The sequence below is a fragment of the Desulfonatronum sp. SC1 genome (assembly GCF_003046795.1).
Lineage (GTDB): Bacteria > Desulfobacterota > Desulfovibrionia > Desulfovibrionales > Desulfonatronaceae > Desulfonatronum.
On the sequence record NZ_PZKN01000005.1, the window covers coordinates 75888 to 94077 of the forward strand.

The following is an 18190-nucleotide window of genomic DNA, read 5'->3' on the forward strand; positions in this document are numbered from 1 at the left end:
GTAATCGCCTGTTTTTTCCGAGCTTCACAGCTCGATTCCGATTACGAGTATGAACACCGCTTCGCTGAGCACGACAGGACGGCCCGATTTTTTGACAGGTACCGCCACACGGCGTCGGTGCGCTTTAGGAATCGTTATGAACCAACGGATAGCAACCAGCGATGCGTTCGGTCCCTGGGTGGAGTGCTGCAAGATGCAGGGCAGCGGCAACGACTTCGTGGTCCTGGACAACCGGGCCTTGCAGCTTGCCCCGGATGAAATGCCCGACTGGGCCAAGGCGGTCTGCCGCAAGGCGTTCGGCGTGGGAGCCGATGGGCTGATCCTTTTGGACACGACGCCTCCGGGCGTGGACGCGGACTATATCTGGCACTTCTACAATGCCGACGGCTCCCGAGCCGAAATGTGCGGCAACGGCTCCCGGTGCGCCGCCAGGCTGGCCCATGAACTAGGGCTGGCCGAAAGGACGCATGTTTTGGGCACGGACGCCGGTCCCATCAAAGCCGAGGTTTTGCCCGACCAGGATATGGTCAAGGTCCAATTGACCCCGCACCATGATCTGCGCCTTGGATTGAACATCCCTTTGGAGTCGTCTTCTCTGGACGCTTCCGGGCAAACAGCCACGACATCTTCCTGGGAAGCCCACTTCGTGAACACCGGAGTCCCGCATCTGGTCGTCTTCTCTCCGGATGTGGCCGCCCTGGACGTCCAAGATCTCGGCCGTCGCTTCCGCAACCACCCCCGGTTCGCCCCCAACGGCACCAACGTCAATTTCATCCAGGTCCAGGACCGGGATAATCTGTTGTTGCGCACCTACGAACGCGGTGTGGAGGGCGAAACCTACGCCTGCGGCACCGGAGCCGCGGCTTCGGCCCTGATAGCCCACTCCCTGGGCAGAACCGGACCGGAAGTGAACATTCGCACATCCGGAGGCGAGCTTCTCGGCATCACCATCGGCCAAGACGCTGTCTTTCTGACTGGAAATGCCGTCTTGGTCTTCATGGCCAACCTCAATCTCCGATCCCTGGGTCTGAGTCGGACCGAGCCCTAATCGACGACACGGTCCGCGACGGGTTCTTCATACGCCCGGAACCGGGGCGCACGTACAGCACAAGGAGGAAATATGTCTTTTACTGGAGCGTTCACCGCGTTGGTCACGCCATTCAACAACGGCGTGGTCGATGAAGACGCCTACAGAAGTCTGATCGAATGGCAGATCGAAGCGGGCATCAACGGCTTGGTCCCCTGCGGCACCACCGGCGAATCCGCGACCCTTTCCCACGCCGAGCACGCCCAGGTCGTCAAGATCTGCGTCGATCAAGCCAAGGGTCGGGTTCCCGTGCTGGCCGGTTCGGGCTCCAACAGCACCAAGGAGGCCGTCGAACTGACCAAGGTGGCCAAACAAGCCAAGGCGGACGGCGTCCTGCTGATCACGCCCTACTACAACAAGCCGACCCAGGAAGGACTGGTGGCCCACTTCAAGGCCGTGGCCAAGGAAGTTTCCATCCCCATGATCCTGTACAATGTTCCGGGCCGGACCTGCGTGAACATGCTTCCGGAGACCCTTTCCCGGCTGTTCCGGGAGGTCCCGGAGGTCAAGGGCGTCAAGGAGGCCACCGGGAACATGGCCCAGGTTTCCGAAGTGCTCGAATACTGCGGACCGGATTTCATCGTTCTTTCCGGGGACGACTTCACGGTCCTGCCCCTCTTGGCCCTGGGCGGCAAAGGGGTCATCTCCGTGGTTTCCAACATCGCTCCGGACAAGATGAGCGACCTCTGCCGCGCATACCGGGAGGGCGACACCGCCAAGGCCCAGGACCTGCATTATGAGCTGGCCCCGCTGTGCCGGGCCATGTTCCTGGAGACCAACCCGGTGCCCGCCAAGACGGCCCTGTCCCTGATGGGCAGGATCAAGCCGGAGTTCCGCCTGCCCATGGTCAGGTTGCAGCCCAACAACGAGGCCCGGCTCAAGGACATCCTCGGGCAGGCGGGCCTGATCACCCTGAAGAAATAGTCCACCGCCGCGCAGGGTCCGGCGACCAGGGGCGGGGGCTCTCCCTCGTCCCTTTTTTATTTCGCGTCCCGCGATCAGCAACCATTCCAACACCCGGGTAAAGCTCCCCCGTGCTCAAAACCTACCTCAAGCTGCTCTGCACCTCCATGTTCTGGGGCGGCACTTTCGTAGCCGGGCGAGTGGTGGCCGCTGACCTGCCGCCGTTCTCCGCTGCGTTTCTGCGCTTCGCCATCGCCGCGGTCAGCCTGGTGATTCTGGTGCGCGTGTACGAAGGCGGCCTGCCGCGACTTCGCCTGGGTCAGTTGCTTCCGGTGTTCATCCTGGGCATGAGCGGCATCTTCGCCTACAATGTCCTGTTCTTCACCGGACTGCGCACCGTGGAAGCCGGACGAGCGGCGGTGATCGTGGCCACCAACCCCATCTTCATCGCCCTGCTGGCCGCCCCGCTATTCAAGGAACCACTGGGCATGGACAGGCTGACCGGCATCGGCCTTTCGGTCTGCGGGGCGACCCTGGCCATTACCGGTGGTCGGCCCCAGGATCTCTTTCATCAAGCTTTATCCTGGGGCGATGTGGCCATTTTCGGCTGCGTGGCCAGTTGGGTGATCTATCTCCTGGTGGGCAAGGTGATGATGAAGGATCTTTCGCCCCATGCGGCGGTGACCTGGTCCTGCCTGGTGGGCGTCGCGGCCCTGCTGCCCTTCAGCCTGGCCGAGGGCTTGCCGGGTCACGTCCTGGCGCTGACCTGGACGAGCTGGGCGGCCCTGATCTATCTTGGAGTATTCGGCACGGTGCTGGGGTTCACTTGGTTCTACCAGGGCGTCAAAACCATCGGGCCTTCCAGGGCCGCGGTGTTCATCAACTTCGTGCCCGTCTGGGCCATTGTCTCCGGATTTCTGATCCTGGGTGAAACCATCAGCCTGACCCTGATTCTGGGAGCGGCCATGGTCGGCCTTGGCGTGTACCTCACCAATCGCAAAGGGGCGGCGCCCCGATGAACAAGGCAGATTCCTTCTCAATCTTCGGACGCTATCCGGATCGGTATCGAAATCGAAATCGTGATCGAAATCGATTTCTGATAACTTTCCGATTGCGATAGCGATTTCGATTTCGACTGATGCTGGCCCACCCTGACATCTCCCATGCTTGAATTATTACAGTTTCACAAAGAACCAATTGAGACTGCCCCGATGAAGCCCCAAACAACGTTTATTGATGATCGCGCCCAAGCAAACCTCGCCCCTCCCCCCCTCGGGCTGTCCTGGCTGATCTGGGGGCTGGGGGCCGCGCTCTACTTCATGAGCTTTTACCAGCGGGTGGCCCCGGCGGTGATGACCGACCTTCTGATGAGCGACTTCCAGATCGGAGCCGCGGCCCTGGGAAATTTTTCGGCCTTTTACTTCTACAGCTACGTGGCCATGCAGGTTCCCACGGGTATGCTGGCGGACTACTGGGGACCGAGACGTCTGCTCACCGCCGGGGCCTTGCTGGCGGCCCTGGGAACCTTTTTTTTCGCCCTGGCCGACACCGTGCTCCTGGCCAACATTGGGAGGCTGCTCATCGGCGGTTCCGTGGCCGTGGCCTGGGTAACCCTGATGAAACTGGCCACCCACTGGTTCCCGCCGCGGATGTTCGCCTTTGTCACCGGGATCGGACTGCTGGTAGGGGTGATGGGCGCGGTCACCGCCGGGGCGCCGTTGCGCCTACTGGTCGACATGATGGGTTGGCGCGGGGTGATGTGGATTCTGGGACTGATCTGTCTGGCCCTGGGCGCGGCCATCTGGCTGATCGTCCGCGACGACCCGACGCAGCGAGGATATGCCTCCCATGCTCCCCTCCTGGCCGCGAAAACGGGCCACACCGGCGGGATGTTCCACGGGCTTGGAAGCATCTTCCAGTACCGGAACACCTTACTACTCACCGTGGCCCAGGGCGGCATGGTCGGCACGGTCCTGACCTTCGGCGGACTCTGGGGGGTTCCGTTCCTGGAGGCCCGCTACGCCCTTTCCACGCTGGCCGCCGCGGCTCTGAGTTCTGCGATCATGATCGCCTGGGCCCTCTCCGGCCCCCTCCTGGGATTCTTCTCGGACAAGTTGTGCGCCAGGAAACGGCTTTACGTCACCGCGTCCCTCATCGCCTTGACGGGCTGGTCTTCAGCCCTGCTCATCCCCGGACTACCCTTGCCCCTGTTCGCCGCGGCGGCCATGATCGGAGCCGCGGCCTGCGGCGTGGTCATCGTGGGCTTCGCCTTTGCCAAGGAATCCGTGCCACCGCGACTGGCCGGGACGGTCTCCGGAGTTTGCAACATGGGCACCATGTCCGGCCCGATGATCCTCCAGCCGCTGGTCGGCTGGCTCCTGGACCGTCAATGGCGGGGCGAGCTGCTCAACGGCGTCCGGGTCTATGACGCCCAGGCCTACCAAGCGGCCTTCCTGCCCATGCTTGCCTGGCTCTGCCTCACCCTCGCCCTGGCCTGGTTCACCAGGGAAACCCACTGCCGTCCGGCTCGCGAGACCTGATATCCGGTCCGGGAGAATCCATCCCTGACAGGAATCAATCCAGAGTACGTTTTCCTCTTTCACTCCACCGCCAGAAAACCACCGACCAACCCGGCCAGCCTTTCCGGCTCCTGATACATCACCCCGTGCCCGCCCCCCTGGATTTCGACGGCACGGGCGTGGGGCAGGGCTTGGGTCAGGATGTGGGCGTTTTGCGGGGGGATGACCCGGTCTTCGGTTCCGGTGATGATCAGGGTGGAGTTGGTGACGGTGGGGAGGCGGTCGCGGGTGCCGGGCCAGGAGCACAGGGTTTGGGCTTGGCGCTGGATGTGGGCGTCGATGATCGGGGCGGTGATGGGGGGAAGGTATGCGGAGGGGTCGGGGTTTTGGCGCAGCCAGTCCTGGGGGAAAAGGTTGTTCAGCATGCGCTGGATGCGCTCTTCCAGGGTGCCGGAAAGGTCGGTCAGGGATTTCCAGGTTGCCTCGTCCGGCCAGATCGCGGCCTCGCCGCCGCATGATCCCGTCAGGAGGATCAATCTGTCCACCCGGCGCGGATGGCGCAGGACCAGTTCCTGGGCAATGAACGCGCCCATGGACCAGCCCAGGACGTGGGCCCTTTCGATGCCCAACCCGTCCAGCACGGCCAGGGCGTCCTCGGCGAACAACTCGATGGAGTACGGCGCGTCCGAGGAACCGCTGAACCCCATGCCCCGATTGTCGAAAACGATCACCCGTCGGTCCCGCGCCAACCCCTGAATCAAAGCGGGCGGCCACATTTCCATCAGCCCGCCGTAGCCCATGATCAGCACCAGGGGCGGTCCGGAGAATGATCCGAGGGACGCTTTGGCAGGGATCTCCGATCCGGCCTCCAGCGGGCCGTATTGACGCCAGGCGATCTGAACGTCTCCGGCCTGGACAAAGCCGGACTTCATTGACTCTTCCATGATCAAATCCTCACTTCCCCCGGCCCGGGCCGTAGCGCCGCAAAGGACAAAGGCCATCAGCAGAAACACGGAAGCCAGAACAGAAAATACACCCTGAATCATCATCAAGAGCCTCCTGTGGATTACGAGACGAACAGCGGCACGAAGGAAAACGTCGTTCCGTCGAACAGTCCTTTGTCGCTGAGCTTCAGAGCCGGAATGACCAGCAGGGCCATGAAGGAGAGGGTCATGAACGGCGCGGTCAGCGGGGACCCCAGATTCTTGGCCGCGGCGTCCAGGCGCTGATAGGCCGCGGCCACGGCCTGGGCCCCGTCCGCGCTCATCAGGCCGCCGTAGGGCAGGGGCAGCACGTCGGACTTGTCGCCGTGAACAACGCTGATGCCGCCTCGGTTCTCCACCAGCAGGTTTACGGCCCGGGCCATGTCCGCGTCGTTCGCGCCCACGGCGATGATATTGTGGCTGTCGTGGGCGATGGTCGAGGCCAGGGCTCCGGTCCGCAGGCCGAACCCCTGGATGAAGGCCAGGGCCGGCGGTGCCTGGCGGTAGCGCTGCAGGACCATGAGCTTCAGGATGTCCCGCTCCGGGTCGCTGATGGCCAGCCCGTCCTTGATCCGGGCGCGGGCAGTGGTCGCCTCGGTGATCAACTGGCCGTCCAAAGCCCGGATCACCCGAATGGTTTCGGTTTGGGCGGGCAGGGCCAGGGCCTGCTCGGTGAAGGGCCGGGCTTCGAAAATATTCACCGGCCCTTCGGCTACAGGCTCCAGCAAGCTCCGGCCGTCCCGGGCCGCGAGGCGGCCGTCGATGTACGTCTTCAGGACCGTGAAGCGCTCCAAATCGTCCACTATGATCAGATCCGCCGGGTCGCCTTCCTGAAGCAGCCCCGCATCCAGGCCGTAATGGCGGATCGGATTCAGGGTCGCGGCCCGGAGCACGTCGAACAAATCATACCCCTGAACCAGGGCGCGACGGATCAGCCGGTCGATATGTCCTTCCAACAGATTGTCCGGGTGCAGATCGTCGGAACAGAACATGACCATGTCCGGACGGCGGGCCAACACCGGCAGCAGCTCGTCGAAATTCTTGGCCGCGCTGCCTTCGCGAATCAGGATCTTCATCCCGTACTTGATCTTTTCCAGGGCCTCTTCCAGGTTGAAGCATTCATGATCCGTACTGATCCCGGCCTGGGCGTAGCGCCGGGCGTCCTCGCCGCGCAGCCCCGGGGCATGACCGTCCACGGGTTTGCCGAAGCGCCTGGCCAGGGCCAGCTTGCGCATCACGGTCTCGTCCTGATGGAGCACCCCTGGAAAATTCATCATTTCAGAGAGATACTTGATTTCGGGCATCTCCAGCAGGGCTTCCACGTCCGCCGCGTCCAGCACGGCCCCGGAGGTCTCGAAGCCCGTGGCCGGAACGCAGGAAGGCGCACCGAAAGCGAACTTGAACGGGGACTTACGACCGTTGTTCACCATGAATCGCACCCCTTCGACGCCCAGCACGTTGGCCAGTTCATGAGGATCGGACACACTGCCCACGGTCCCGTGTACCACCGCGGCCCGGGCGAACTCGCTGGGAATGAGCATGGAACTCTCGATATGCACATGGCTGTCGATCAGCCCGGGCAGGATGAACCGGCTCTCCGAAGCATCGCCCGATTCTTCCTCCGAAACGATCCGCGCGATGCGACCGTTCCTGATCTCCAGACGACCGGCAAAAATTCGCCCGGCAAGAATATCGACGATGTTGCCTCGAATGGTTATGCTCGTTTCCATGGCGCGCCTCCTCCACCGTCACGTTGGACGGATTCTCGGGCGAGGACCGTTCCCAATCCCGATCCTGGCCCCGGTTGTCGTCTTCCGTGTTCGATAGTCCGGCGCCGCACTCCATGCAAGGGTCTTTTTTCATGAAACGCATCCCGGCCATTCTGGCTTGCCTCGTTCTCGCCGCCTTTTCCAGCGGCTGCTTTTTTCGGACGGCCCAAACCGTTCCGTCTCCCGCCCCGGGCGTCCCGCAGGCGACCCAGCCCCATCTTCGTCCCTCCTCGTCGCATGTGATCGCCGGCGTGGACGTCCTGCTGGACCGGGATTGGCGGACCACGGTCCGGGGAGCGGACGGCGGGCAGGCGATGATTTCGTTTTTCGATCTGCTGCTTAAAGGCCGCACCGTGGGCCTGCTGACCAACCCCACGGGGGTGGACGCCAAGCTGCGCTCGACCATCGACCTGCTCCACGACCATCCCGAAGTCCGCTTAGGGGCCTTGTTCGCGCCGGAGCACGGCATTCGCGGGGACATCTACGCCGGGGAGGCCGTGACCGACGACGTGGAGCCCCTGACCGGCGTGCCCGTGTACAGCATCTACCGCAGCAAACCCACCCCGGCCATGCTGACCGGACTGGACGCGGTGCTCTACGACATCCAGGACATCGGAGCCAGCTCCTACACCTACATCTATGCCATGGCCGACATGATGGCCGCCTGCGCCGAAGCCGGAATCCCGTTCATCGTCCTGGACCGGCCCAACCCCATCGGCGCGGATTTCGTGGACGGCCCGGTGCTGGACACCAGCCGGTTCCGCAGCGGGATCGGCCAGTACGACATCGCGGCCCTGTACGGGATGACCCCCGGCGAACTGGCCTGGATGCTGAACAACGAATTCCTGGCCAACCCCTGCCAGCTGTCCATCATCCCCATGGCCAACTACCGGCGGACCATGCGCTTCGCGGATACCGGTCTGCCCTGGACGCCCACCTCCACGCACATCCCCTGGCCCATCTCCGCGGTGCACTACAGCCTGACCGGCGTGCTGGGCGAAACCCGGGGCGGCCTGAACATCGGGGTGGGCTACACCCTGCCCTTCGAGTGCCTGGCCGCGCCCTGGATGGACCGCCACAAACTGGTGGCGGCCATCAACTCCCGAAACATCCCCGGACTACGCGCCCGGCCCATCTCCTACGTTCCCGGTTACGGCGGCCACGCCGGACGAACCGTGCACGGCGCGCACCTGGTGGTCACCGACCCCCTGGCCCTGCGTCCCATGACCGCCCAGATCACCCTGATGACCATCCTCCAGGAACTCTATCCCGAGCGCAATCTGTTCGACAATCCGGGCATCCGGGAAAGCCTGTTCGATCGCGCCCTGGGCACGGACCAAATCCGGCTCATGGTCGCCCAGGGCGCCAGCGCCGCAGCCGTCGAACAAGCCATCGCCCCCCGGCGGGAGCGGTTCAAGGAAATGCGAAAAAAGTATTTGTTGTATGAGCCGAGGTGAGGGGAGGGAGAAGAACTCAGGAGTCAGAAGTCAAAATCGAAATCGGCACGTTCCGGCTACCCGTGCCGTATTGAACGTAAAAACGGAATGATCACCCATGAACCGTTGAATCCCCAACAAAGGAGGCCGACATGGAAGAAGTTCTGTTCAAAAGCGAAGAGCCCAAAAGCCGGGGCGATGTGGCGACGTTTCTGCGCCAGTTGGCGGACAAGGTCGAGGGTGGGGAAGTGATCTTGCGCCAGGGAGATCAGGAGCAACAGGTCCGGATTCCCCCAAACCTGGTTCTGGAAACCAAGCTGGAGCGGGAAACCAAGCGCGACGGCGAGAAAATGAGCTTGGAAGTGGAGCTGGAATGGCGGCCCGGCGGCGGTTCCGCAACCAGCGGGATCGAGTTGGCATGAGGGACTTGATCACGTCTCGGAACATGCCCTGGAGCGCCCTGAAGGTGGCCGCCACTCTCCTCTGCCTGGTGTTCTGGGGTATTGCCTGCAATGCTGACCAACAATCCGGAGGTGAGGCCATGCCCGCAACGCAAACCATCCAGCTGCCCGAGCCGTCGCTGTCCGGCCCCGTCTCCCTGGAGGAGGCCCTGACCCGGCGCCGGTCCGTACGCGGCTTCAGCGACCACCCCGTAACCCTGACCGAGATCGGCCAACTGCTCTGGGCCGCCCAGGGCGTTACCGAACACGGGCGCGGGCTGCGGACCGCGCCCTCCGCCGGGGCGACCTATCCCCTGGAGATCATCGTCATTGTCGGCCGAGCCGAAGGCCTCGCCCCTGGAGCGTACCGCTACGCGCCGGGACGTCATGATCTCATCCCGGTACTCCAGGACGACCAACGGCAGTCTCTGGCCCGGGCAGCCCTGAACCAGTCCGCCCTGCTCCAGGCCCCGGTCACCTTCGCCGTCACCGCGGTTCATGCCCGGACCGAAGCCCGCTACGGCCGACGCGCGACGCGCTATGTGGACATGGAGGCCGGTCACGCCGCCCAGAACCTGTCCCTGCAGGCCGTGGCCCAGGGTCTGGGCAGCGTGGTCATCGGCGCCTTTAACGACCGGGACGTGTCCGCCCTGCTGGATCTGCCGCCCGGCGAGTCCCCGCTGTACCTGATCCCGGTGGGCAAGCCGCGCTAAGAAAAGGAGGACCTGCTTAACCGCCCCTTCGCCCCCACCTCCCATCAGGCCAGGAGGTAAAAGCCAAGATCCTTTGCATATGGTGGAGGGTTGTAGAATTCCGCGTCTACCTGCTCACCCTGGACGCTTCTGACGATGACACGTCGTTCAATCAATGAGTGTAACGTATCGTCCAGGCGAAAGGAGACTTCGAGAAAGTCACCGGGTTTGACATTGAGCGGCCCTGTTGTCACCCGAAAGCCGATTTCGGTCAGGGCGATCTCTTCGACCAGGATGTTTCCGTAGCTCTTGGCCGAAGGGTGCTCGAACACCCCGTCCAGGCGGACTTTTTTCCGGTAGATCTTTTTCCTTTCCGGCTGCTGCTCTGTTTCCTGCTCAAGCACGGGCTGGAGTTCCACTTCTCCGGATGCATCGGGCGCGCATTCCAGTACCGCCTTGTCCTGGGCAAGACGCTCCTCAAGAAAGGTGATCAGCCCCTTGGCATGGTCCGGCTTCACGGTATGGACAAAGATGCTCAGGGTGACGCCCATTTCTCGCTTGAGCACTTCATAGGACGTGAGCATCCGCGATCTGGCTTGATCCGCGGCCTGTTTGTCGGTTCCGGGCAGCAGGGCGATGAACTTGTCGCCCTCGTAGCGGAAGACATTATCTGATTTTCTGAAGGTGGAGCGGAGAATGCCGGCCACCTTTTTCAGCAATTCATCAGCAGCCTTGCGCCCCTTAACCTCGTTGATCCGTTTGAACTTGTCGATGTCAATGATCATGATGGAAAGATCATGACCATACTGCCGCAGCATCAGATCCCTATTGCTCAGCATCCGCTCCAGGGAGCACCTGTTTTTCAACCCGGTCAGGTAATCCGTCGTGGCCATTTTCCGCAGCGACTGCTGGTAGGAGAGTCTTTCGATGGCCATGGATGCCTGTTCTGTAATGGATTCCAGTATTTTCAATTCTTCCGAGGTATACGGCAATCCATTAATTTTATTGACAAGCTCGACGACGCCAAAAAACTGTTGATTGATTTTGAGCAAGGCCCCCATGCAGGACAGGGGTTCAAAATCAGCATACAGCTCCATGCGCCCGGCCAGCTGGGCATCCTGGGAGATATTCTCAGAGATCAAGGGCATATCCCGTTCCGCGAGATATCCGGACAGCCCTTTGCCCCTGGGCACTCTGAGACCCCGGAGTCGTTCCTTGTTCAGCCCCTCCACGGCGTTGAAGACCACGCCCTCGCTCTTTGGGTCCTTGAGCAGCAAGGCCCAGTGCATTGGCTCAAAAATGGACCCGATATGGAACATGACAATATCCATGACCTCCCTGGCGGTTCCGGCCTGTGACAGGGATTTGCCGAAAGCAAACCCCACATCGTGGAGGGAGAGTTTCTCGCTTGCCTGGCGATGGCCATGCGCGCCTTGCGTGACGTCTCGATGCGCAAGCCTGGTATTCACCCTGGAAAGATTGAAGCTCATCCAGAGCATGCTCTCCTGGATCTCACCGGGGGTTGGAAATACGAACCGGTAGAACTCGGAAATCCGTTCCATTTCCCTGTTCATAGCTCTGATCCTGGCGATGACGTCGATTTTGTCCAGGTCAACAAGCCGCTCGATTTCAGGGGCCAGAACCGGGGGGCAGACCGTCTCGCTCTCAAAGGACCCGACGCCCTGGGTCCAGCAGATGAAGTTCGAGAGGGCCACGATGGAGATGAGCAGCGCCTGATCAGTGGGCAGGCCCTCGTCCGGGAAACTCCGGTGATGGTACTTCACCGGCAGAATGATGCTGTCGGGCAAGCCCCAGAGGGAACAGAAGTAAGCTCCCACGTCGTCATGACCAAGGCCGAGGGTTTCCCGTTCCAGATCGACGATCGTCTCCTGGAACGAGCCGGTATCGTGAAGAAATCCACCGTAGTCCCTGTGACCTTGAAGATCGAGAAAGATTTTCCCCACGTCGTGCAGGAGACCGGCGACATATGCTTCTTCAGGGTTTGGAAGCTCAAGTTTCTTTGCAAGTTCCATGGCTAGTACGGCCACGGACAGGGAATGTCGCCAGAAATGTATCCTGTCGAACGTTCTTGAGTTGGATGTCGCGAACAGGCCCTGAAATACCGTCATCCCGATGCACAGTTTTCTGATTGCATCAATTCCAAGAAAAACCACAGCTTCTGTTAGCGTGGTGATCTTCCGCGTAAGGCCAAACCCCGCGGCATTCACCATCTCCAGCACCTTGGCGGCAATCCCGGGATCAGATTCTATCACCCGGGCCATGTCCTTCACGGAAACATCCTCGTCCCCGACCATTTCCAGAAGCTTCAAGGCTGCCTGTGGAAAGCTGGGCAGTTTGCTGCCTTCCAGGGTGATGACTTTTTTCAACTCATCTGATGTAGGGAGATCTAAGGCATGTTTCATTGATCACCAGAACCCTTCGAGGTTCCATGACATTAAAAAAATAAATCGCATCCCATGGTGGAGTGTGTACGCCCACTTCCTCAGCTCGCCTTTACTGACCCTCATTTTTCTCATTCTTATCAGACCATGAGCACCGTATCGCCATATGCCGGAAGAGTTCCGTCGCTGGTCAGCAGGAACATCGGCTCACTGAGGGATTGAGCCACAAGCATGCGATCAAAAGGGTCCGCGTGAAGCAAGGGCAAGGACTCGACAGCCAAGGCATGGTCCCATGTCATGGGCAGCCTGAAATACCCTGCTCTTGTAAAGCAGTCGGCGGCGTTCGCGCCCGAAAGAGGCATGCCCCCTCGCCCAATAGAGAACTTGATGGATATCTCCCAGATGGTGGCCGCGCTGACGTACACCTCGGCGACCGGAGCCAGGATCAGCTCACGCGCCTTTGCGGAGAGCCTGGGACTGTCCACGACGGCCCACAAAGCAATATGCGTGTCCAGGAGCAGTCTCACGAAATGGATTCCTGAAACAAGGCGGCAATATGCTCATTGTCCGCGTCAATATCATCCGGAACCACGAACTCCCCCTTGGCAACCCCAATTCGTTTGGCGACCGGCTGCCTGGGAATCGGGGCCAGCCTGGCCACCGGGGTTCCGTGACGGGCGATGATCACCTCGCTCTCTTTTCCGCTTTCAATGGCCTCGACCAGCTTGGAAAGCGTCGTCTTGGCCTCGAACATGTTCACGACGAGCATCATGCCCTCCTTCGATTCTTTCCAACCAGCTTCTGTTTGAAAACATGCCCCAGCAAAAAATCTAGTCAAATCTAGCTAGAAAATCAAATACACGCGCCTGATCAAGGTTCTCATCCCGTAGCCTTCGGGTACGACGATATGCACCGGGTCCGGCTGCATGTGGTAATGAACGGATAACATAAATGACTCGCCCCCTTCAATGTCAACCAATCTGCATCTCAGTTTGAATATCACATGATTTTGGGATGCGATTCCCGCCTTGCATAGTTTCAGAATCATTGCCAATCTGGAAGTCGGTGGACAAAGTATCGGGGCGTATGACAATCAGATAACAGGGCATGCAAGAAGTAGAGGGTTGATCTTGGTCACGAATAGTTTTCGCGAGTTCAGCAGAGTGCCTGGATTGCTTGTCGAAAACCGGATGCCTCTTCGATAAAATCACCGGGGGCTGTTCACCACCCTCTGAATTCGACAATCACCTCCCAAGCATCCTCCCCTTAGGATACTGGCGGCGTGGCGTGTCCCGGCACCCTGGGCCGGCCGCCTAGGCATGTCGCCTATGAGCAACTTTACATCAACATTCTAGCATATTAAACACGACCAAATTTCCAGCAAAGATCAGCACCACAGCAAAGAAACATGATTACTTTTCCCGGAAAGATACTTCAGAACTTGACCTCGGACGTAAATTTTACCGAGATTATTACCGGCTCGATATGGGCGCTGGGCGCGAGAGTTATTGCAACTTTTCTGGGTCTACTTTCCACTATTATTATTGCCCGCTTTTACGGGGCAGACGTGTTGGGCGTCGTGGCCCTACTGACATCCTTCCTCGCCTTGGCATCAATTATTGCGGTCATGGGCACGGGGACCTCCATCCTGCGCCTTATCCCCGAACACCTTGCCAAGCATTCCCCGACATCCGCTTTTCGGGTTTATCGCAAAACCCAGCTTTTTGTTATCGGGGTCTCGCTAGTATCAGGCATAATTATGTTTTTATGCTCCGCCCTTATCGCTGAGACAGTTTTCTCCAAGCCCAACCTTCGGATATATTTTTCCCTGGCTTCTTTTTTCATTGTATTCATGTCGTTGATGCAACTTAACACTCAGGCTGTCCGAGGGCTGCGCCTGATCCGAGTGTTTGCCCTCATGCAGCTTCTGCCTTCTCTTTCCAAACTGATTATTCTCATTCCCATTACCATATTCTTATATCATCAAAGCAACCCCATCTATGCCATGCTTGCGTCCATATTCATCACTGCCCTGGTTGGAGTATGGATAATGGATAGAGCGTTCAAGAAAAAGATAGCCCCAGGCGAAGCCCTGCACCCGGTCCCCATGAAAGAGCTCCTGACTATTTCGATGCCCATGCTGATGACCGCGGTGATGACTTTTGTCATCGGTCAGACAGGAATTATTATGCTGGGCATATTCAGATCGCAGGAAGAAGTTGGTTATTATGCCGTGGCCGTAAGTCTTGCATCTTTGACTAGCTTCATACTTTCCGCAATCAATACCATGGTCGCTCCAAAATTTTCAGAGCTTTTTCATTCAGGGAAAATGGATGAACTATTTCATATCGCCCAAAAATCAGCAAAACTCATCTTCTGGACCACTTTCCCGATACTCATCACATTGATATTACTTGGAAAGCCTATCATCGCCATGCTGTATGGGGCGGATTTCAAGGTCGCATACATGGCCATGGTTTTTCTGGTAATTGGACAGTTCGTCCATTCCATCTCCGGGTCGACAGGAATATTCATGAATATGACTGGAAATCAACACTCCTTAAGAAATATTCTATTCATCTCTGCATTAATCAATGTAACTATGAGTTTCGCTCTTATACCAAATTATGGAATGCATGGATCTGCAACAGCTGCATCATTTAGTATTCTTTTTTGGAATTCAACAGTAGTTTATTGTATAAAGAAAAAATATAGAAATACAATATCATATTTACCAGTGTGTTGCAATACTAAAAAAACACAACAGAAACCATGATAAAGTTCAAATCAAAGTATTCACCGTATATGCAAGTCTCGGCTACAAGTTGGATCAAAAACTTTATCAAAACTTGCTACTTTTCAATATCTGATCCTTTTGTAAAACCTATTGAAATAAAAACGAATCCAGTTTTTGTTGTTGGATGTGGACATAGTGGCACTACACTATTGACAACACTAATAAGCCGCCACACATCTTTTTTTCCAATAGGGTATGAGTCAGGAATTTTTTTACCTAAAAATGGATTATATACTTCGAAAAATGTTGTTAAATGCTGGGACTTTTTATCTAAACAATACAATAAGAATTTTTTTATTGAGAAAACACCAAAACATTGCTTATGTATAAAAAGAATTTTTCGATTAACACCAAATGCTAAAATTTTGTATACTGTCAGAGATGGTCGGGATAATATATTGTCATTAAAGAAAAGGCTTTTAAACTTAGACAACTCAATCGAAAGGTGGATCATTGACAATGAACCAGCAAAAGACTGGATTTTTCATAACCAGATACATATTGTTCGCTTTGAAAATATTATAAATGACACAGCATATACAATTCGTGAGATATGTGATTTTTTAAAAATTGATTTTGATGATTCCATGCTCTACTCGACATATACCCCATATAAAAATAACGACAATTCTAATATGGCTTTGAGGGCGGAACAAACAAGAAAACCGATATATAATAGTACTAATACGTGGCAAGATGGTCTATCAAAATCAGAATTGGATATTTTCTGGAAAAGATCTAAAGACATGATGGTATCATTAGGATACATGTAATTTTTGATTCAATTACAATAGAAATCATTTTTGCAAGCTAAATGCCCTCACTTCCCTCAAAACGAGTTGCCTTGTTCCTCCCCATGCTCAGCGGCGGCGGAGCGGAACGAGTAATGGTCACACTGGCTAACGCCTTTGCTGATCGCGGCATCAGGACAGACTTCGTTCTGGCCAAGGCTGAGGGGCCGTACATCAAGCATGTCTCCCCAAGGGTCCGTATCGTGGATCTTAAAGCTTCTCGTGTAACGACAAGCATACTTCCCCTCACTAGGTATATCCGCGGGGAACGACCGCAGGCTATGCTCTCAGCATTACGCCATGCCAATATTGTCGCGATTTTGGCCAAAAAATTTTCCCATGTACCGCTTCGGCTTGTAATTTCCGAAAGGAATACGTTACGTGCTGCGCAAGTGTATACAGGTGACTTGCGAAAACGATCAATTCCCTTTTTTATGCGATCATTTTATCCAATGGCGGATGAGGTTGTAGCTATTTCCAAAGGCGTAGCCGAGGATCTTACTCGACTAATCGGCCTACGACCAGAACATATACGGGTGATATACAACCCTATTGATGCAATGCGTATTGAGCAAGCCAGCCAAGTAGCATCCGAGCACCCTTGGCTTTCCTCACGTCACCCTCCAATCATTCTTGGGGCTGGTCGCTTGACACTTCAAAAGGACTTTCAATCCCTTATACTGGCTTTTTCAATGTTTTGCGAAAAGGCCCCCGCACGCTTGGTCATCCTTGGTGAAGGCGAACTTCGAAATGAGTTACAAGCGTTGATTGATAGATTGAACTTGTCAACAAAAATTCTTCTGCCCGGATTTGTTGACAATCCTTACTCATGGATGCGTGCAGCAAAGGTTTTTGTGTTGTCCTCACGTTGGGAGGGATTATCTTGCGTCTTGATCGAATCCATGGCCTGCGGGACCAAAGTAGTCAGTACAGATTGTCCTAGCGGCCCTTCGGAGGTATTAGAGAATGGAAAATGGGGAAAACTTGTACCTGTAGGAGATGTGAAAGCGCTTGCCACAGCAATGAGTGACGCATTTTTCAATTCGAATTCTCCTGATGTGAGGGAACGTGCCGCTGATTTTTCCGTTGATAAAGCTGCCAAAGATTATTTGAAAGCATTAAATATATATTAAAATATAGCTTTTTTATTCACGATGATTCGCTAAAAGCTTTACTTATGGACAAAAAATTAAAGATTGCGTACATAACCACTCAATTCCCTGCGCCTTCAGAAACATTTGCTTGCAGTGATGCACGCATACTACATAGACTTGGAGTTGACATCGAAGTTTTTTCACAAAAACCGGCACATCGTGATTCTGAAGAGATGGTTAAAGATCGCGACCTAAATAATATCTCGATCACATGTTGCGGCACCAAGGAGTATATTTTCGGCCTATTCGCGTGCTTGCGTGATTTAAATATGTCAATTCCATTAATTTTCTGGCTGTTGAAAAATGACTTTAACAAGCCTTTCAACTTACTGAAATGTCTCGCTTTGGTGCCTGCAAGCTTTTTCATTTTTAGGCGCATCAAAGAGCACAATCCAAGTGTTACGCATCTGTATTGGGGACACTATCCAAGCATCGTCGGCTATCTAATAAAAAAGTATTCGCCACAAATTAAAGTTTCTATGTTTTTGGGGGCGTACGATCTGGAAATGAGGCTTGGCATAAGTGCCAGTCTTGCGAGAATGGCAGACTTCATTTTCACTCAAAGCAGTGCAAATGTCGAAGCGATGAGGGGAATTGGGCTTGATGAGTCTCGAATATCTGTAGTTCATAGAGGCATTGACATAGCATACCTTAATAGCTTTTCTAATATAACATGTGCAAAAAGAAACAAGATACTCACCGCTGGAAGATTAATTAAAGAAAAAGGATTTGATAAAGTTATACAAGCATTCGATATTGTTTTAAAAAGAACACCAGACGCTCAACTTTCAATTGTTGGTGATGGTAATTTTCGAAAAAAGTTAGAAAATCTATCAGATTCAAAAGGAATACGAGACTATATTAAATTTTATGGCCATATACAGCAGCATAACTTATTTCAAATGATGAAAAAACATGCTTTTTTTGTTTTATTGTCATATAAAAAAGGTGAAAGACTTCCCAACGTTATCAAGGAAGCAATGCTTGCAAAATGTATATGCATTTCTTCTTATACTCCAGGCATTGAGGAGCTAATTTTGCATGGCGAAACAGGATTTATTGTTTCAGATAATGATGTAGAAATTACTGCTAATATAATAACGCAACTGTCTTATTTTGAAAAAGAAAGAATTGCAGAAAATGCTCATAAATTTATAGAAAAAAAATTTAATGCAGAGATTTTAATGAAAGAATATATAGGCAAATGGAGACAATAG

General features: G+C 55.6%; 16 protein-coding genes. 11 read left to right on the top strand and 5 right to left on the bottom strand.

Annotated features, from left to right (window positions below; translation table 11 throughout):
• The first annotated feature begins 136 nt into the window (after window positions 1-136).
• From dapF to C6366_RS04175, 4 genes are all read left to right on the top strand, one after another.
• The gene (gene dapF, locus C6366_RS04160; RefSeq protein WP_107736089.1) at window positions 137-1048 is read left to right on the top strand and encodes a diaminopimelate epimerase; all 912 of its coding nucleotides are present in this window, start codon (window positions 137-139) and stop codon (window positions 1046-1048) included.
• 72 nt (window positions 1049-1120) lie between these two features.
• Window positions 1121-2011 (top strand): 4-hydroxy-tetrahydrodipicolinate synthase, encoded by an 891-nt coding sequence (dapA, locus tag C6366_RS04165; protein ID WP_107736090.1) that lies wholly within the window; start codon window positions 1121-1123, stop codon window positions 2009-2011.
• A gap of 110 nt (window positions 2012-2121) precedes the next feature.
• Entirely contained in the window at window positions 2122-3009 is an 888-nt protein-coding gene (locus tag C6366_RS04170; protein WP_199221420.1) for a DMT family transporter, read from the top strand.
• Between the two features lie 192 nt (window positions 3010-3201).
• Window positions 3202-4530 carry an MFS transporter gene (locus C6366_RS04175; RefSeq protein ID WP_107736091.1) on the top strand — a complete coding sequence of 443 codons (1329 nt, stop codon included), beginning with the start codon at window positions 3202-3204 and terminating at the stop codon, window positions 4528-4530.
• Between the two features lie 59 nt (window positions 4531-4589).
• Here C6366_RS04175 and C6366_RS04180 read toward each other — a convergent pair whose 3' ends face one another.
• The gene (locus C6366_RS04180) at window positions 4590-5558 is read right to left on the bottom strand and encodes an alpha/beta fold hydrolase (RefSeq protein ID WP_107736092.1); all 969 of its coding nucleotides are present in this window, start codon (window positions 5556-5558) and stop codon (window positions 4590-4592) included.
• 17 nt (window positions 5559-5575) lie between these two features.
• Complete coding sequence (ade, locus tag C6366_RS04185; RefSeq protein ID WP_107736093.1) at window positions 5576-7222, bottom strand: adenine deaminase; 1647 nt, start codon at window positions 7220-7222, stop codon at window positions 5576-5578.
• Between the two features lie 131 nt (window positions 7223-7353).
• Between ade and C6366_RS04190 the strand changes: the two genes are divergently transcribed.
• The 3 genes from C6366_RS04190 (at window position 7354) to C6366_RS04200 (ending at window position 9850) form a co-directional block, all read left to right on the top strand.
• Window positions 7354-8718, top strand: coding sequence for a DUF1343 domain-containing protein (locus tag C6366_RS04190; RefSeq protein WP_158269632.1), 1365 nt, complete (start codon window positions 7354-7356; stop codon window positions 8716-8718).
• Window positions 8719-8849: 131 nt separating this feature from the next.
• On the top strand, window positions 8850-9119 hold the full coding sequence (locus C6366_RS04195; protein WP_107736095.1) for an amphi-Trp domain-containing protein: 270 nt from the start codon (window positions 8850-8852) through the stop codon (window positions 9117-9119).
• Entirely contained in the window at window positions 9116-9850 is a 735-nt protein-coding gene (locus tag C6366_RS04200) for a SagB/ThcOx family dehydrogenase (protein WP_199221421.1), read from the top strand. The genes C6366_RS04195 and C6366_RS04200 overlap by 4 nt, the downstream gene beginning before the upstream one ends.
• A gap of 44 nt (window positions 9851-9894) precedes the next feature.
• On the opposite strand, the gene C6366_RS04205 is transcribed toward C6366_RS04200, so the two are convergent.
• The 3 genes from C6366_RS04205 to C6366_RS04215 all read right to left on the bottom strand — a co-directional run bounded on the left by C6366_RS04205 (window position 9895) and on the right by C6366_RS04215 (window position 13003).
• On the bottom strand, window positions 9895-12216 hold the full coding sequence (locus C6366_RS04205; protein ID WP_158269633.1) for an HDOD domain-containing protein: 2322 nt from the start codon (window positions 12214-12216) through the stop codon (window positions 9895-9897).
• A gap of 155 nt (window positions 12217-12371) precedes the next feature.
• Window positions 12372-12758 carry a type II toxin-antitoxin system VapC family toxin gene (locus C6366_RS04210; protein ID WP_107736097.1) on the bottom strand — a complete coding sequence of 129 codons (387 nt, stop codon included), beginning with the start codon at window positions 12756-12758 and terminating at the stop codon, window positions 12372-12374.
• Window positions 12755-13003, bottom strand: a complete 249-nt coding sequence (locus tag C6366_RS04215) for a type II toxin-antitoxin system Phd/YefM family antitoxin (protein ID WP_199221422.1) — start codon at window positions 13001-13003, stop codon at window positions 12755-12757. The genes C6366_RS04210 and C6366_RS04215 overlap by 4 nt, the downstream gene beginning before the upstream one ends.
• 636 nt (window positions 13004-13639) lie before the next feature.
• On the opposite strand from C6366_RS04215, the gene C6366_RS04220 reads away from it, so the two are divergent.
• The 4 genes from C6366_RS04220 (at window position 13640) to C6366_RS04235 (ending at window position 18190) form a co-directional block, all read left to right on the top strand.
• Window positions 13640-15007, top strand: coding sequence for a flippase (locus C6366_RS04220; protein ID WP_107736099.1), 1368 nt, complete (start codon window positions 13640-13642; stop codon window positions 15005-15007).
• Window positions 15004-15801, top strand: coding sequence for a sulfotransferase (locus C6366_RS04225; protein WP_107736100.1), 798 nt, complete (start codon window positions 15004-15006; stop codon window positions 15799-15801). Before C6366_RS04220 ends, C6366_RS04225 begins: the two co-directional genes overlap by 4 nt.
• A gap of 71 nt (window positions 15802-15872) precedes the next feature.
• Window positions 15873-16952, top strand: coding sequence for a glycosyltransferase (locus C6366_RS04230; protein WP_199221423.1), 1080 nt, complete (start codon window positions 15873-15875; stop codon window positions 16950-16952).
• 44 nt (window positions 16953-16996) lie between these two features.
• Entirely contained in the window at window positions 16997-18190 is a 1194-nt protein-coding gene (locus tag C6366_RS04235; protein WP_107736102.1) for a glycosyltransferase, read from the top strand.

Bases quoted from the DNA above. Each gene is read 5' to 3' on its own strand.
- dapF (WP_107736089.1), top strand. From the start codon at position 137: ATGAACCAACGGATAGCAACCAGCGATGCGTTCGGTCCCTGGGTGGAG.
- dapA (WP_107736090.1), top strand. From the start codon at position 1,121: ATGTCTTTTACTGGAGCGTTCACCGCGTTGGTCACGCCATTCAACAAC.
- C6366_RS04175 (WP_107736091.1), top strand. From the start codon at position 3,202: ATGAAGCCCCAAACAACGTTTATTGATGATCGCGCCCAAGCAAACCTC.
- C6366_RS04180 (WP_107736092.1), bottom strand. From the start codon at position 5,558: ATGATGATTCAGGGTGTATTTTCTGTTCTGGCTTCCGTGTTTCTGCTG.
- ade (WP_107736093.1), bottom strand. From the start codon at position 7,222: ATGGAAACGAGCATAACCATTCGAGGCAACATCGTCGATATTCTTGCC.
- C6366_RS04190 (WP_158269632.1), top strand. From the start codon at position 7,354: ATGAAACGCATCCCGGCCATTCTGGCTTGCCTCGTTCTCGCCGCCTTT.
- C6366_RS04195 (WP_107736095.1), top strand. From the start codon at position 8,850: ATGGAAGAAGTTCTGTTCAAAAGCGAAGAGCCCAAAAGCCGGGGCGAT.
- C6366_RS04200 (WP_199221421.1), top strand. From the start codon at position 9,116: ATGAGGGACTTGATCACGTCTCGGAACATGCCCTGGAGCGCCCTGAAG.
- C6366_RS04215 (WP_199221422.1), bottom strand. From the start codon at position 13,003: ATGATGCTCGTCGTGAACATGTTCGAGGCCAAGACGACGCTTTCCAAG.
- C6366_RS04220 (WP_107736099.1), top strand. From the start codon at position 13,640: ATGATTACTTTTCCCGGAAAGATACTTCAGAACTTGACCTCGGACGTA.
- C6366_RS04225 (WP_107736100.1), top strand. From the start codon at position 15,004: ATGATAAAGTTCAAATCAAAGTATTCACCGTATATGCAAGTCTCGGCT.
- C6366_RS04235 (WP_107736102.1), top strand. From the start codon at position 16,997: ATGGACAAAAAATTAAAGATTGCGTACATAACCACTCAATTCCCTGCG.